This is a genomic window from Paenibacillus sp. J45TS6, from assembly GCF_018403285.1.
Lineage (GTDB): Bacteria > Bacillota > Bacilli > Paenibacillales > Paenibacillaceae > Paenibacillus.
Genome location: NZ_BOSJ01000002.1, coordinates 280,174 through 295,402 on the forward strand (window position 1 = coordinate 280,174; position 15,229 = coordinate 295,402).

Annotated in this window: 12 protein-coding genes; 4 read left to right on the forward strand and 8 right to left on the reverse strand. The window is 47.4% G+C overall.

Annotation, left to right across the window (positions count from 1 at the left end; all coding sequences use genetic code 11):
- The first annotated feature begins 3 nt into the window (after nucleotides 1-3).
- Nucleotides 4-750 carry a glycosyltransferase gene (locus tag KJS58_RS03975; protein ID WP_213530647.1) on the forward strand — a complete coding sequence of 249 codons (747 nt, stop codon included), beginning with the start codon at nucleotides 4-6 and terminating at the stop codon, nucleotides 748-750.
- Complete coding sequence (locus KJS58_RS03980; RefSeq protein WP_213530649.1) at nucleotides 751-1,959, forward strand: glycosyltransferase family 4 protein; 1,209 nt, start codon at nucleotides 751-753, stop codon at nucleotides 1,957-1,959.
- 17 nt (nucleotides 1,960-1,976) lie between these two features.
- Here the strand turns inward: KJS58_RS03980 and KJS58_RS03985 are convergent, their stop codons facing one another.
- The 4 genes from KJS58_RS03985 to KJS58_RS25370 all read right to left on the reverse strand — a co-directional run bounded on the left by KJS58_RS03985 (nucleotide 1,977) and on the right by KJS58_RS25370 (nucleotide 9,330).
- Nucleotides 1,977-3,869, reverse strand: a complete 1,893-nt coding sequence (locus KJS58_RS03985; protein ID WP_213530652.1) for a tetratricopeptide repeat-containing glycosyltransferase family 2 protein — start codon at nucleotides 3,867-3,869, stop codon at nucleotides 1,977-1,979.
- 39 nt (nucleotides 3,870-3,908) lie between these two features.
- A complete protein-coding gene (locus tag KJS58_RS03990) occupies nucleotides 3,909-5,675 on the reverse strand; it encodes a glycosyltransferase family 2 protein (RefSeq protein WP_213530653.1) in 1,767 nt (588 codons plus the stop codon).
- Nucleotides 5,676-5,678: 3 nt separating this feature from the next.
- Nucleotides 5,679-7,850 carry a glycosyltransferase gene (locus KJS58_RS03995; protein ID WP_213530655.1) on the reverse strand — a complete coding sequence of 724 codons (2,172 nt, stop codon included), beginning with the start codon at nucleotides 7,848-7,850 and terminating at the stop codon, nucleotides 5,679-5,681.
- A 79-nt stretch (nucleotides 7,851-7,929) separates the two neighbouring features.
- A complete protein-coding gene (locus KJS58_RS25370) occupies nucleotides 7,930-9,330 on the reverse strand; it encodes a DUF6385 domain-containing protein (protein ID WP_249716880.1) in 1,401 nt (466 codons plus the stop codon).
- A gap of 238 nt (nucleotides 9,331-9,568) precedes the next feature.
- On the opposite strand from KJS58_RS25370, the gene KJS58_RS04005 reads away from it, so the two are divergent.
- Nucleotides 9,569-10,102: a hypothetical protein gene (locus KJS58_RS04005; protein WP_213530657.1), complete on the forward strand. Its 534-nt coding sequence runs from the start codon at nucleotides 9,569-9,571 to the stop codon at nucleotides 10,100-10,102.
- 31 nt (nucleotides 10,103-10,133) lie between these two features.
- Complete coding sequence (locus KJS58_RS04010; RefSeq protein WP_213530659.1) at nucleotides 10,134-10,715, forward strand: hypothetical protein; 582 nt, start codon at nucleotides 10,134-10,136, stop codon at nucleotides 10,713-10,715.
- On the opposite strand, the gene KJS58_RS04015 is transcribed toward KJS58_RS04010, so the two are convergent.
- The 4 genes from KJS58_RS04015 to KJS58_RS04030 all read right to left on the reverse strand — a co-directional run bounded on the left by KJS58_RS04015 (nucleotide 10,712) and on the right by KJS58_RS04030 (nucleotide 15,177).
- Nucleotides 10,712-12,061 (reverse strand): MFS transporter, encoded by a 1,350-nt coding sequence (locus KJS58_RS04015; RefSeq protein WP_213530661.1) that lies wholly within the window; start codon nucleotides 12,059-12,061, stop codon nucleotides 10,712-10,714. The two genes, KJS58_RS04010 and KJS58_RS04015, sit on opposite strands and share 4 nt — an antisense overlap.
- A 59-nt stretch (nucleotides 12,062-12,120) precedes the next feature.
- Nucleotides 12,121-13,284, reverse strand: a complete 1,164-nt coding sequence (locus tag KJS58_RS04020; protein ID WP_213530663.1) for a winged helix-turn-helix domain-containing protein — start codon at nucleotides 13,282-13,284, stop codon at nucleotides 12,121-12,123.
- A gap of 157 nt (nucleotides 13,285-13,441) precedes the next feature.
- The gene (locus KJS58_RS04025; RefSeq protein WP_213530665.1) at nucleotides 13,442-14,236 is read right to left on the reverse strand and encodes an ABC transporter ATP-binding protein; all 795 of its coding nucleotides are present in this window, start codon (nucleotides 14,234-14,236) and stop codon (nucleotides 13,442-13,444) included.
- The gene (locus KJS58_RS04030; protein WP_213530667.1) at nucleotides 14,236-15,177 is read right to left on the reverse strand and encodes an ABC transporter permease; all 942 of its coding nucleotides are present in this window, start codon (nucleotides 15,175-15,177) and stop codon (nucleotides 14,236-14,238) included. Before KJS58_RS04030 ends, KJS58_RS04025 begins: the two co-directional genes overlap by 1 nt.
- Nucleotides 15,178-15,229 lie beyond the last annotated feature (52 nt).

Sequence of the window (15,229 nt, forward strand, 5' to 3'; positions counted from 1 at the left end):
CTTATGTCAGATCCTTCTCCCTCTATTTCTAATGTACGTAAATCGGAAGGCAATACGCTCACCGCTATGCTGCAAGTGCACAATGAGGAAGATCGCTACTTGGAAGAAGTACTTACAGACCTCTCTACTTATGTTGATCACATTGTTATCGTTGATGATGCCAGTACAGATCGTACGGCCGAGATCTGTAAGTCATTTGAGAAGGTAATCAAGCTTGTACAGCTGCCGGAATCGTTGTTTGCAGAGGAATGGAAATTACGTTCTATCCTGTGGCAAGCCGCTGCTTCTACTTCTCCCGACTGGCTGCTTGCTGTTGATGCCGATGAATTGTATGAGGAACGGGCCAAGCGAAATATTCGAGGTCTTATTAATCAGAATCGTTATGACTCAGTCAGCTTTCGGCTATATGATCTTTGGGGCAGCCGGCAGTATTACCGGGAAGACGAATTGTGGCAAGCACATAAAGGGGCAACCATGACACTTGTTCGCTTTTTCAAAGACTACCCCTACTTTTATCCGCAAATGCAGCATCATGTACCTCGGCTGCCGCTTACCTGTTCCGCGCTCCCGGGGCTTACCACAGACTTACGTATCAAGCATCTGGGCTGGTCAGGACCGCTGGAAGAACGGGTTGAGAAATATGTCCGCTACAAAAAAATGGACCCCGAAGGACAATGGGGAAATCTTGCCCAATATGAGTCCATTTTGGATTTGAAACCTAACCTTCTGGAATGGAAGGAGGAAGATTAATTGTACGTCAGCATTCTTACGCACAGCTTTGCGGACGGATATAACCGTGATTTTGAGAGGCTATTTGGAGGCGGGCTGGAACGGTATATCTACGAGCTCTGTCAGGTTATTCGCTCACTCGGTCATACACCGCAGGTTCATCAATTATCCTACTACGATTCATTCCACCGCCATATTGAAGAGATTGAAGTGTTTGGATATGCTTATGATCCGCAGCGTATACCGGATGCATTTGAGGAGATGGCTTCCCAGGCGAAGGGTCCGCTCATTTATGCCAGCTGTATATGGCATCCGCTGCGTTATTCCCCAAATAGTCTCGGGATATGTCACGGGATCAACTGGGATCGTCCGAGTCTTCCATCCGAAGTGAAACAAGAAGTGGCTGTCTCTATACAGCACGCGCTAGATCATTTAGAGACCATCGTATCTGTTGATTCTCACTTTCTCACCTTTTGTAGAGCCGTCTGTACCTTTAACGATCCGCAGAAGATTATCTTAATTCCAAACGCAGTTGATACCCATTATTTCAAACCGCTGGAGTCTGCTGGGGAAGAAACAGAACTTGAAGAGCATACCTTGCGCAAAAGAACCAATAACAGAAAGGTCCATCTTCACCAGTCAGAAGAGGAGCTCGAAGCAAGTGAAGAGGAACAGCCGGGACGGATCCGAATTCTTTTTCCAAGAAGAATTAGTCTGGAACGAGGAATTATTCCGATGATGCTGTCCGCTGATTATTTATTAGGTCTTTACCCTCAAGTAGAAATTGAGTTTGCAGGAGAGCGGGTACAGGGAAGCACCGTGGGCAGAGCTTTTGAAATGTGGATGAAACACCATCCCCATAAAGCGCGCATTCTTTCCAAAAGCTATCTTTTTGATGAGATGATTACCGCCTATCATATGGCAGATATCGCGGTCATTCCTACGATTTTCTCTGAGGGAACTTCCTATGCCTGTCTAGAAGCCATGAGCTGTGGAATTCCTGTTGTAGCAAGCAATGTCGGCGGTCTCAATGATCTGATACAAGATGGTTTTAATGGCCTGTTAGTCTCGCCTGAAGAATCCCATATTACAGCTGCCCTATGCCGCCTTATTGACGATGAAGATCTCCGATTACAGCTTGGTAAGCAGGCACGGAAAACCGCTCTTAGTTATGATGAAGAGAAGTGGAAATCCGCTTGGAAAAAGGTGCTGATTCCCTTCCTCAGATAGCATTACGTCCATCTAGACTACAATAGCACAAGCGGATGTAATCCCGACCTCGTCAGCGGTGTGCTGATTACATAGGTAAGAGCATTCCATCCGCAGCGTGCGATATGTGCCTCTGAAGCGGGTATATATTTCTCCTGTTGCTCCTGTAGAAATGACCTTAGCCTAGTATCAAGCGGCGGATCACTGTCTCTCTGAATCATTCGGGTATGGAGAGCAATCCACAGCATATAGCAACGACTTCCCAGGATTTCATCTGGCTGTTCTCGTTCCCACTCCCGCTCTAGCTCCTGCTCTAGCAAAGAATGCAGCTGCTCGACTATCCAAAGCGGTGCATGAACGAGTGCCATCTTCATCGCTGGCGATAGGGCAGACAGCAGCGTTCCAGGTGAGGGATCACTGCGTAACATGGATGAAAAACCGTACCATGCCCCGATTCGAATGAACATTTTGCAGGCATCCGCAGCAGAGGAGAATCGATGCAATTGGGGTTTTCCCAAACCAGTCTGCACGCCGCGATGCCCTGATTTCAATGCAGTCTTGCTATATTCTAAGGCCGCTTGGATGGTTTCCGTCTGTTCTCGGTGGGCTGGAGATTGTACCCAAGGCTGAAGATTCCGAGAGGCCGTGCTGTATTCTCCCATCTGTGCTTGCAAAAGTGCTTCTATCCAAGGTTGGGCCAAAAAAGCACCATGCAGGTATTCTCTATGTTTTAAAATCCATGCCGGCTGTTGCAAATCCAGCATGAGATAGAATACGAGCAACTGTGCTTTTTTCGGAATTGCTTGCTTCTTTACCCATTCATTCAACTGCTGTATCTGCCCGGTACAGACAAGAAGCGGAAGCCATCTCTGCCATGCCGGCACATAATCTGGTCGGTATTCGAGAGAAACCCTATAAGATTCACAAGCTTTCTGCCACTGACCTTGCCGCTCTAGCAGCACCCCTTTTAAATAAGCGGTTCGGTAAGTCCCCGCTCCCGATACCGAGGTATATTCCCTCGATATACACATGCCGCCCAGCACATGAAGAGCCTGGTCATCTTGTCCCTCATCCATGAAGAGTACGGCATAAAGCTCCTGTAGATCTGCGAAATTAGGAAAAGCTGTCAGTCCCTGCTCGATCTGCTGCAGCGCTTCTTTTGCCCGGCCCGTTTCTCTGAGTGCATACATCGTTTTTAGGAACAGATCCGAAGCATATCCTTCCGTAACGGGCAGACTCGCAAGCAGCGGTTCAAAGATAGGAAGTGCCTGCGAATAATCTGCTTGCTGAAAATATTCTGTGCCCAGTGCATAAAGCAGTTCTCTGTTTTTCGAATCGGCAGCCAGCGCTTCCTTAATCAGCCGGAGATTCCGATCGGTTTTATTTTTTTGTTCAATAATATGCGTGAGGTAACCATAGTGAATAATTTCTAGGTCACAACGTTTTAACTGCTGATCGGACTTCGCTTGAACTGCAGAGGCAATCTGTTCGTGGATCGAACCGCTAAATTTTATTTCGGGATCATTACGAAACAACCGGCAGACATAGTCTGTTACCTGCTCATCGCCTTGGTGTCCAAGTAGACTTTTGATTTGCAGCTCATATCCTGCGGCTGCTTCATCTGCACAAAGCGCCCATAATTTTTCTTTCTGACCATCAGTAAAACATTCATCTGCATCCAGAACGAGAATCCATGGCTTGGTTGCGAGTTTTAAAGATTCATTTCGTGCAGCTGCAAAATCAGACTGCCATGGATACGAAATGACCTGTGCGCCGTATTTTTCTGCTATGGAACAGGTTGCATCTACAGACCCGGTATCGAGAATGATGATTTCCGATACAATATCAGCCACGGAAGACAAACACTGGGAAAGAACCCATTCTTCATCTCTAACAATCATACAAAGGGACACAGGAGAATCTGGATTCATTTCGCGTAAATGCCTCCTCTTATTCTTGATGGATGTTATCTACCTAAATCCGTTCGGCCATGGAAGTCCGAGCCGAATATGCTGGACAAGACGAGTATTCACATCGCCATTTGCCTGCGCTTGGATCGCAGATAGATGCCCGTCTGCTGCCGAAACCATACTGCTCACATACTTCTTCGTGCCCATTAGAGCTGTCTGAGGCAATGCTTCTCTGTTCTTTTCTAATGTGCTGCGCCAGACGCCTGTTATCCCTACAAACATTTCTCTTTTCCCCGCATGGTCAGCTGCTTCCAGAAGTTCTGCAAAGCCAGACCAAGTCTCCTCTGTTAAAGGCTTCAATTCTTTATCTATCCCCTGCTCGATGAGAAGGATGGCCTGATCTTTAAAGACCTGTTTCTTTTCTGCACCAGAAGGGATATCTAAACTCCACATCAGCCAATCTTTCTCTTGTTCAGGAAAGTCAGGGTTCTTGTGCAGCAGACGAGCTGCGCTCTCCCAATCCCCACTCCGCCATCGCGCCATGAGCTTACTTACGCGGATCGTCTTATGAGGAATGGGCGGCTGATCCCATTGCTGCAAGATGGATAGGACAGCTGAGTAGCACCTGCTATCGTTAAGGATCCCGATTAATTTCTCCATCGCTTCTTGCGATTCGATTCGAAAGCGCGCCTCGATAAGCTCTGGCAATCGTTCCTCCTGCCCGATAACCTGCAGGATACGGCAGATTCGATATAACGGCGGAAGCAGACTAGGCTTATACCGAACTGCCTCAACATAAGCATCTACGGCTGCTTCGAGCGCTCCTCTTTGTTCCGCATACTGACCGAGCATATAGAGCGTTTGGAAGGTGCCGATCCCTTCCTCCGTATGGTACATCTCCGCTGAAGGCCCCATATGAAGGGCTTCTCGAAGAATCTCTTCGGCCTCCTCTGTTCTGCCGAGTGTATTCTGGGTAAAGGCTTGAGCATGCAGCAGATCTGTATAGCCTGGGTACAGTCTACGTCCTTTAGCAATCTTTTCCATTGCCTCTGTCCATTGTCCAAGTGCCTGCAGACATCGCACTTCATATTTAAGAACCAAATGCGCATAACTAACACGTGCGGGATCTAAGCCGTTCCATGACTTCTGAAAACACTTTAACGCCTGCTCTACTTTTCCTATTCGTAAGTACTCGACACCCAGATTGTAATCATGAAACGGATTCGCTGGATCTTCTTCGATAATTTGCTGGAGCAGCTCCATATTTCGATTCACTTTGTTCTTAGCAGAGACAATCGTCTCGCTGTATCCATAATGATGAATGATTACATCGGTCATATGAAAATGAGCTTCTGCACGTTGACTCACAATGGATTCGGCGATCTGCTCATGAATTCTCCCCTGAAAACGGTACTCTGGTCGATGCCGAAACATACGAAGTACCGGATTAATCGTGACTCCCCCCGAACCGTTTCCTGTATAATTGTGAATTTGTAAAAAATAACCTTCAACCCCATCCTGCTGGGCCCAGATCGGAAGTTCTCTTGCTCCCTGTTCGTCTATTCTTTCATCTGCATCAAGAAACAGAATCCAGTCACCGGTAGCTGCCTCAAGCCCTGCATTTCTGGCTGCTGCAAAATCATGACACCACGTAAAGTGCACAACAGAAGCACCGTAACGTTCTGCAAGCTGAACCGTGTTGTCTGTTGAACCCGTATCCACAACGATGATTTCATCAACAGCTCCCTGTACACTTTCAAGACATGCGGGCAGCATTTTTTCCTCATCTTTTACGATCATGCATAAAGAAATGGTTTGACTCGGCAATTCTCACACCCCTCTCCTTCTTGCCTGACCGTCCCTTGATGTTTTCCAGTTCAGGTCATCTAACCTTTGCAGACTGCCCGTGAGATTGGCAATATCCTGAGCTAAGGTAGAAAATGTACTTTCTGATTTTTTTGCAGTTTGAGTATTCAGCATTCGTACAGCCGCTTCTTTTGCCAGTTGCAAGCAGCTGGCTGCTGCCCCCATCCTAGCGCGGCTATAATCTTTGGATAATGTGATTGCCTGCTCAAATAAAGCAAGGGACTCTGAGTAATTAGCGCGGTCATACATATATTCAGCCAGCTGAAACATGCCCTCTAAATGAAGGTCGCCCTTCGCTAATTGCTCCAAGTACTGCTCTGCCGCCTCTAATCGGAAACCATGTTTATATAAAAGATCAGCTGCCGTGCCAGGTGACAGTAATCTAGCTTTTTTCATGGAAAAAAGCAGTTCTTTTTGTCCGCAGGCCGCTGCCCGGCCCGCTAGTTTCTCTGCTTTTTGAAAAAGGGGCCCTGAATCGGGCTGAGGAAACTGAGGAAGATCTTCTGCTTCACTCTGCTGTTTTATGTTCAACAACCGCCGCTCTATCTCCGAATAGAACACGCTGTCTTCATTACTATGTTGGTAGAACACTTGCGATAATGGCTCAGAGCAGGACCATGAACAGATCGCCCAATCCATTATGGCTAAATCAATATGCTCTTGATCGTATGGAGATATAAGCTGATCACTTAATTCCTGATTAATCCCCTTATTCCGCTCTAGTAGCAGCTGCGATCGCTGTATTGCTCGGGGCTTTCTTTGTGTCTGAATCAGACAGGCGCGGGCCCAGCTTTCGTCTTCTATGCCAATAGATTGCACAGGCAGAATGGATAGAGCCGCTTCATACGCTCCGCATGACATGAGTGCATACGCCGCTTTTTGCAGATGTTCGGGGTTCTCTCTGTCGATTAACTCCACTAAAATTTGCTTCATTGAGGGATCTGCTATCCCTTCTTTTTGCAGTAGATCAGCCAACCCGCTAATCGCTGGAAGATAGCCTTGATGTGCCTTTATAGCAGACCGGTAGTGATCCTCTGCATCGGATGCTCTCCCCTTTCGTTTATCTATATCTGCCATATGGGTGAGCGGAATGTAGCTGTCTGCCCCAGCTTCCGTAACGTAAGGTACAGCTTGGTTCTTTGAAGGAAGACCGGACTTCACTGCTTTTGCAAAATAGCCATAAGCTTGCTCAGCCATCCCGTACTCCTGTTCAACAAGCCCCAGCAGAATGTAAAGATCAGGGTAGTCTCTATATCGCCTGATTTCTGTCTTCAACAGATTTTTCGCCTGTTCTAACTCCTGGTTTGCATAAAGCAGCTTTCCTAAGTCCCGTACGAGAGTCGCTCGGTATGGAGCATTCACGGGGCAGCTATTTAGTGCTCGCAAGAAAGTTATTCTAGCCTGCTCCCTATCTTCTAATTGGCAGTACGTTACCCCGAGATTATAGAGATGAAAAGGATCATCCGGGTTTATTAGGAGGGCCTGCCGAATTATTTTCAGGTTACGCATAGCTGTCTGTTTACTCTCCATGACTGCGGGAAGATACCCGTAATGATTTACTTTCAGCGGACAGATGGAAGGTGTAGAGGCTATTTTTAACTTTGTCGAAGAGCACTTCACTTTCACTTCATGCTCGATCTTCAGCCGAATATTCAGTCCGCTCTCTCCCAAAGTGTCTTTATTTGCTTGAACGAGCTGTTCGTGAATCAACCCTTCATACCGGTAACCATATCTATTTCGAAACACGCGCGGTGCAAAATAATGAATACACTCCTCAGGACTAGATCCCGTCCAGTTCACAAGTTCAATCAGACACTGGCTTCCTTCTTCCTGACTCAGAAACTCCTTGATCTCTTCTTGCCCGGCTGTCACCTGTTCATCTGCATCCAGCACAAGAATCCAATCTGTATTTGCATGTACTAACCCTGCATTACGGGCTTTTGCAAAATCATGTTCCCATGGACTATGAATTACGGTTGCTCCGTACTTTTCTGCTATTGCAACAGACCGATCCGTAGAACCCGTATCGACAATGATCAGCTCATCAGCCAGGGTATGAATTCGTTCCAAACATGCTCCAAGCCATTTTTCTTCGTTATATACAATCAGGTGAACTCCCAAAGTAGGAATACTCATCGTGAACTCTCCCCCGGTTACAAAAAAAATACATGGGCCTCTGTTGAGACTCCATGTACGTATATGTGTGCAGCGCTTATTATGTGCCTTGTCCGTTGAAATACACACTAATGGTGGCAGGTGTTCCTGGCGTGCTGGACCTATAAGCAAGCCTTGTATATTTAAGAAAACGCTGCGGAACAAGCACATCAACAGATCCGGCAGCAATTCCTGTAACTGTGTCCACATCGGTGAACCAGTTCGTTCCATTCGCGCTGATTTCGACCCTTGCATCCGCACTGCCTGTTGTCCCTGAGTTATACACAAAGAAAGAATAGGTTCCAAACACACTTGTCGTGACTGGAGATAGAGGAGTGTAAGCATCCGCCGTTGTAATGCCAAGCGTCGGAATTTCCTGAAAGCTTTTCTGTGATATGGAGGTAATACTATCTAGTCTTCCGGCTGTAATTGTTGCTCCAAGTACACTTGTGATCGTACCGTTTAGCAAACTCGATAGAGTTCCTGCCGTGATGGTTGTTCCCAGGACGCTCGTAATCGTCCCTGCGGTAATCGTGGTTCCTAGCACACTCGTCAGCGTTCCTGCTGTAATTGTTGCTCCGAGCACACTTGTCAGGGTTCCATCCAGCAAATTCGTGAGTGTCCCTGCGGTGACTGTTGCTCCCAGTACTCCCGTTATCGTCCCTGCGGTAATCGTGGTACCTAGTACACTCGTCAGCGTTCCTGCTGTAATTGTCGCCCCGAGCACACTTGTCAGGGTTCCATCCAGCAAATTCGTGAGTGTCCCTGCCGTAACTGTCGCTCCCAGCACTCCCGTTATGGTCCCTGCTGTGATCGTCGTTCCTAACACGCTCGTCAGCGTTCCCGCTGTAATCGTTGCTCCGAGTACACTTGTCAGGGTTCCCGCCGTGATTGTCGCTCCGAGCACACTTGTCAGTGTTCCATCCAGCAAGTTCGTCAATGTTCCTGCGGTGACTGTCGCTCCCAGCACTCCCGTTATGGTCCCTGCTGTAATTGTGGTTCCTAGTACGCTCGTCAGCGTTCCCGCTGTGATCGTTGTCCCCAGTACACTTGTGAGTGTTCCCGCTGTAATCGTTGCTCCGAGCACACTTGTCAGTGTTCCATCCAGCAAGTTCGTGAGTGTCCCTGCGGTCACTGTCGCTCCCAGCACTCCCGTTATGGTCCCTGCTGTGATCGTCGTTCCTAGCACACTCGTCAGCGTTCCCGCCGTAATTGTTGCTCCGAGCACACTTGTCAGTGTCCCCGCCGTGATTGTCGCCCCGAGTACACTTGTAATTGTACCCGCAGTAATGGATACGCTCGTGATGCTAGGCATGTTACTAATCGTACCATCCAAAATAACACCCACCAGGTTACCCGATGGATCTGTACGAACAGGATGGGATACTTCCTCATTGTCCGTGCCATATATCAGCGTCCTTAAATTGTCGGGGTTTAAGTTAAAACTCGAAAAGTTTGGCATCAAGGGCCTCCTCCATAGAACATGATCTAACACCGCAGCAGTGCTACGTCATTCTATGCTAGGACCTAGCGAGTAGTAACGGCTCAAGCCTCACTCTTTTTTTCAGGGTAAGGACAACCCAAACCAAATACGCACATTTTCCATATACTAGTCTTGGATAATACTTATCATCAACCGTGTTTGAGCAGCCATAACAGAGGGAACTTAGGAACTGAATTTTACTAAAGGAGGAAGATCGATGACCAACTATAATGTATTTAATTCACCCAATCGGCCTCTGTATACACAGCAGATGAACACTTATGTATCGCCTGGTGTTGAAGCTACTCCTGATGCAGGAGCTGCTGCCGCTGGAAGACTGTTCTCCTTAACAACGGGAAACGTTGCGGTAGCTTCGGGTAGCAGTCTGTTATTACAGGTAGTTAACCCAGCAGGCAGCGGTCGTGCTCTATACTTCTCGCAAGCGATCGGGGGGACTACAGCTGCTGCTTCGCTTATTTTATACCGGGGAGGTACGTTAACTGGCGGAGCTGGATTAACCCCGATTAACAATCTTTTTGGAAGCCCGGTTACAAGTGTAATGACGGCGCAGCAAGTGGCGGGTTCCATTACAGGAGGCCCTGTGAGCATCATGAGCATCCCCCTAACCTCTGGCGCTTATGATATCCGTCTTCCAGGGACTATTATTGTTCCACCAGGTCAATCCGTAACATTTAGTCTTGGAACCGGTGCACTGACGGGATCCATCAATGTAAGCTGGTGGGAGTTCTAAATGAAAAGTTTTTAAGGAGGGATACTAGTCTATGCCTAACGATCATATTTTTAATAGTGCGAACAAACCTCTGCAGCAGCTGCAACTGAATACGTATCAATCTCCAAGCGCAGCGGCTCCTGCAGAAGCAAGTGCAAGTCAGGCGGGAAGGCTATTTACAGCAGGAGCAACGAACTCAGCTACGCTCGGACTGCTTGGTGGGTCTTCTATCATTACCATACAGCTGACCAATCCCGCAGGCAGTGGAAGAACCACTTATATCTCTCGCATTTCGGGCGGCATCAATGTCTCACTTAGCTTGTTATCCTCATTTTCCGGCTCCATGACAATCATTAGAAATGGTACTTTAACAGGACCGACGACCCTGACAGCTTCTAATTTAAATTTTGCAAGCAGTAACACAAGCCTAATGACCGTCCGCTCGTCTACCTCTGCTTCTACGGGAGGAACTCCGATCCTCTCCATGCCTCTAGCTGCAGGACCCCTTGAATATAATGAGTTCGGTGATTTTATCATTCCTCCAGGTCAATCTTTCACACTAACCATAAGCGGCGCTTTGTCCGTTGCAGGGGTTCTTGCCAGTACAGCCAACCTCGTCTGGTGGGAGGTCTAAGCAGACTCTGTTCTTTTCATAGATTCTATGGCCTCTCGGTTAGACTTTTCTCCCCATAAAAAGGAACCTAGTGCAAAACCGATAAGTCCAATCACTGCCACAGTACATCCAATCCAGAAGAAGGTCGCTTGCACCCCAGCAGATTCAATAACAAACCCTCCAAAGAGCGGCGCAGATACAAGTACGACACTAACCACCGTATTACTTATACCAAACACACGTCCGACCATATCTTGGCGGCTTTCTTTTTGCATAATGGTCTGGTTGGTTACCATGAATAGTCCATTTCCTACTCCGATCAGAACAGCAAACATGACAATATATAGAGCACCATGTACTTCCCCAAGCAATCCCAATCCAGCGATGCCAAGCCCAATTCCAAGGTATCCGCCTCCGAGTCCAAGCACATAGGAGAGCTGCCCTATCCTGTTAACAAGTATCATAACAACAACCGACCCTGCTCCAATAGCGGCCACAAGAATACCAAGCATCGACTCCCGGTCCGGAGCTATTTCCCTGAGCAGCACCGTAAACTGATAATCAATCATAAGCAGCGCAAATAACCCAAACACAGCATAAATTAAAGTGCAAATCAGTACTCTCTGCTGAAAAAGATACCCCCATCCTTCCTTCCATTCAGTCCATAGGGAGCGATGCCCGCCGGCAGAATCTAATGCCTCTGAATCCACGTCAAGCTTCTTGCCTTCATGGGACAAGTTCTCAGTGAGCAACAACTTGTCCTTCACCGATTCCACACCTTTTATACTCCACAACAATGATGCCGAGATAAATCTTGCACAAGCCCCGATCGCGATACATACTTGCGGTGAAAAAATAGCAAGCGTAACTCCTCCGAGAAGAGGACCTGCAATCTTAGAAAACTGGCTAACAAGACCATTTAGTGAAGTCGCCTGAACGAGCTGCTCTTCCCTTACGAGCGATCTTGTCATTGCTTGATGTGCAGGCATGATAAAAGAAGAGACGGCCGCACGGCACATGAGTATGGGAATGACTGCATAAGGATGGGAAGCCGTGAGAAGGATCAGGGTAAGAATACCTGTTAGCAGATCCGCGAACATCATGAGCTTTACTTTTGGGAAACGGTCTGCTGCCACTCCTGCAAATGATCCGAGAATAAGACCTGGCAATGCCATTGCCACAGGTACTAGGGCTAGTGTTACCGGGCTTGCTCCCCACCTGTAGACCATGATAATTTGGATCGCAATCGCATCAAACCATTCTCCAAAAGAAGCCGTAGCATAAGCGGTAAACATCCGCATAAAATGCCTGTTTTTAAATAAGCTGCTCTCGCTAGTGCGTTTGCGGTTTGAAAAATCTGTTTTCATATAAATCCCCCGTCATCGTAAGTTTGATCTTACAATAACGGAACATTGTCAGAGGAATATCAGACAGAAGCGAGGAAATTTAATATTTGGTCACTAGCTTGACCTAGTAAAACGTCATATTGGTGCTTCTCATTTAAATCAGCGAAAATACGTTTTATCTTAAGGCGCAAAGTTTTGACCTCTTTTTCCTGTTCAGGGCGGGGATTTCGATCTATATAACGCATGAACTGTCCAAGCGAGATGAGCAAATGCGGGGTGCTTTTGGATTCATAATATACTCGCATTCCTAGATCAACAGAAGAAGTAGCCTCTTGAATAAGCCCCTGCGAATACTGCCAGATTCCCTCCAAAAAATGAAACCGAATCAGCTCTCGAAGATAAGGTGTATCCTCCAGCATGAGACGGATCTGCTCCATCTTCTTGTTCACTTTTTCAGGCTGATTCTGCAAGATATAGAGGTACAGCTCAGCAGCAGCCACTGGAATATGGAACCCGATCAGTTCATCTTCCTTCACAACCCGGCGGGTCTCAATTAATCGTTCCTCCGCTTCTGCAAATCGGCCACTCTCTGCATAGATATCTATGATATTCAGGATATACATCTCCCTATGCTGATGAGGAGATAGCAGACCCGATTGAAGGATCTTCTCTAAGAGCTCAAGTGCTTCTTCAGGCGGAATAAGGATTCCATATAGTATCGATATCCAGTACAGCTGATCCTGGACTGGCGTTGTGCTGTCATGTACAAAATAGGCCAGATCTCCATCTAGAAAGTGCAGATATCTGGAGTAGTATGAATTAACCTCAATCCCAAGCACCTCCTGCTGAGCAGCAAGGGCCATCATGGAGTCGCCTTGACCAAGCAAATGGTATTTCTGAAAAAGCTGACCTACCGCCGCTTGTAATTCAGCATCGTAGAGGGATGGACGCATACGCAGGCCATTCGTTTCGTGTACACTCAGTCGATATCCTGTACCACGTACGGTGAGAAGTTTAAACTCAGGAAGAGGAACGAGCTTTTTACGAAGCCGGTAAATGTGATCATCCACCGTACGCTCTGAGGGGTATTCCATCCCCCACACCTGATTCAGAAGATGCTCCCTGGTAAAGGTCTGCCCTTGATGACGAACTAAAAAGGTAAGGAGTGCATACTCTTTTGCCAGCAGTATCGCTTTCCCTGACGGGGTAGTAACAGAGTAGGTGCCTTCATCAAAATCAATCATGAGATCTCCTCCGCTTGTCTTTATCGTTCACTTTCTTTCATCTCATTGTACACGCTGCGTTCCGGCATTACCTCCGTCTCCATTAACAAAAAAACCGGCACGCTAAGGTGCCAGCTTCCTGTTCCATTCTATAAGAGCACGGCTCTATCCAAGGTCTCTATCCAAGAACAACCCGATCATCAGCTAGCGTAGTTCCACTGATCTGCTCGAACTCCCGCAGCAGTTCTGCCACGGTCAAAGTTGCTTTACGCTCTGCATTTACATCAAGGATAATCCGGCCTTTATCCATCATAATTAGCCTGTTCCCCAGCCGAATCGCTTGTTCCATATTATGAGTCACCATCAAGGTGGTCAGGTTCATTTCTCGGACGAGCGATTCTGTGATGCTCGTAATCAGCTCAGCCCGTGATGGATCAAGTGCAGCGGTGTGCTCATCGAGAAGGAGAATCTCAGGGCGAGTAAATGTCGCCATAAGCAGGCTGAGCGCCTGTCTTTCCCCACCAGATAAGAGTCCTACCTTGGCTCTAGTCCGATTTTCAAGTCCAATCCCCAGCTTCTCCAGTTGTTCTCGGAATAGCAACTTCGTTCCCTTACTAATACCAAAAGAAAGCCCTCTTGATTTCCCCCGGCGGTAAGCCATCGCAAGATTCTCTTCAATCGTCATCTGAGGTGCAGTTCCTGCCATCGGGTCCTGAAATACCCGGCCGATCCACTGGCTCCGCTTATACTCTGGCAAACCGCTTATCGTCTTATCCTTAATTCTCACTTCTCCGGCATCGGGTTTCAATACCCCTGATATCACATTCATCAAGGTAGATTTGCCTGCGCCATTACTGCCAATAACCGTTACGAAATCACCATGGTTCAAAGTTAAATTTGCATCCATCAACGCAATCTTCTCATCTACCGTACCTGGATTAAATAATTTGGAGACATGATCAATGTGCAGCATTAGAGACCACCTCCTACATTTTTCCCTGTATAACCTGTTCCAGATAACAGATCTGCCGTCCGTTTCTTCGCCATCTTCTTCTGTTTTATTTTCCGCTGAGTGGAAGGAATAAGCAGTGCCAGAATGACGATTACCGCTGTAATAATCTTAAGGTCAGAAGTCTCCAACCATTCAATGCGATAAGCTAACATGACCACAATTCGGTATACAACCGAACCAAGAATGACGGAAACAATCGCCCAGAAGATACTGCGCTTACCAATGATCGCTTCCCCGATAATGACAGAAGCCAGTCCGATCACGATCATTCCGATTCCCATCGAAATATCTGCAAATCCAGACTGCTGTGCAATAAAAGCACCGGACAAAGCAACAAGACCATTGGACAAGCTGATCCCTACAAGCTTTGTTGTGTCTGTATTCGCACCAAAGCTGCGAATCATACGCTCATTGTCACCCGTCGCACGAAGAGCAAGTCCTAGATTCGTTTTAAAGAAAATATCAAGAAGCAAGATAACGATGGCGGAAATGATCAGCATGAAATACAGAGGAGATACGCCTGTAAACAGAGTATCCGTATTAATCAGCGATACGTTGGGTGCTTTGAGAATTCGCATATTAATCGAATAGAGAGCAATCATCATCAGAATACCGGATAACAGACCGTTAATTCTCCCCTTGGTGTGCAGCAGTCCTGTACATGCTCCCGCCGCAATTCCTCCGCCAAAAGCAGCCAGGGTCGCAACCCAAGGAGCGTGCCCCGCTGTAATCATCACCGCCGCAATCGCCCCGCCCGTCGTAAAACTTTGATCAACGGTTAGATCGGGGAAGTCGAGAATCCGAAATGTAATATATACGCCCAGCGCCATGAGTCCATACAATAGCCCCAGCTCAATCGCTTTTGGCGTGGATGCAAGCAGTTCGAGCAGTGTACTAACCATACTTTTCTCCTCCTAGTTAAAGAGAACAGGGTGGGAGTCCCGCCCTGTTCCG

Bases quoted from the DNA above. Each gene is read 5' to 3' on its own strand.
- KJS58_RS04010 (WP_213530659.1), top strand. From the start codon at position 10,134: ATGCCTAACGATCATATTTTTAATAGTGCGAACAAACCTCTGCAGCAG.
- KJS58_RS03975 (WP_213530647.1), top strand. From the start codon at position 4: ATGTCAGATCCTTCTCCCTCTATTTCTAATGTACGTAAATCGGAAGGC.
- KJS58_RS04005 (WP_213530657.1), top strand. From the start codon at position 9,569: ATGACCAACTATAATGTATTTAATTCACCCAATCGGCCTCTGTATACA.
- KJS58_RS03995 (WP_213530655.1), bottom strand. From the start codon at position 7,850: ATGAGTATTCCTACTTTGGGAGTTCACCTGATTGTATATAACGAAGAA.
- KJS58_RS04030 (WP_213530667.1), bottom strand. From the start codon at position 15,177: ATGGTTAGTACACTGCTCGAACTGCTTGCATCCACGCCAAAAGCGATT.
- KJS58_RS25370 (WP_249716880.1), bottom strand. From the start codon at position 9,330: ATGCCAAACTTTTCGAGTTTTAACTTAAACCCCGACAATTTAAGGACG.
- KJS58_RS04015 (WP_213530661.1), bottom strand. From the start codon at position 12,061: ATGAAAACAGATTTTTCAAACCGCAAACGCACTAGCGAGAGCAGCTTA.
- KJS58_RS03985 (WP_213530652.1), bottom strand. From the start codon at position 3,869: ATGAATCCAGATTCTCCTGTGTCCCTTTGTATGATTGTTAGAGATGAA.
- KJS58_RS04025 (WP_213530665.1), bottom strand. From the start codon at position 14,236: ATGCTGCACATTGATCATGTCTCCAAATTATTTAATCCAGGTACGGTA.
- KJS58_RS04020 (WP_213530663.1), bottom strand. From the start codon at position 13,284: ATGATTGATTTTGATGAAGGCACCTACTCTGTTACTACCCCGTCAGGG.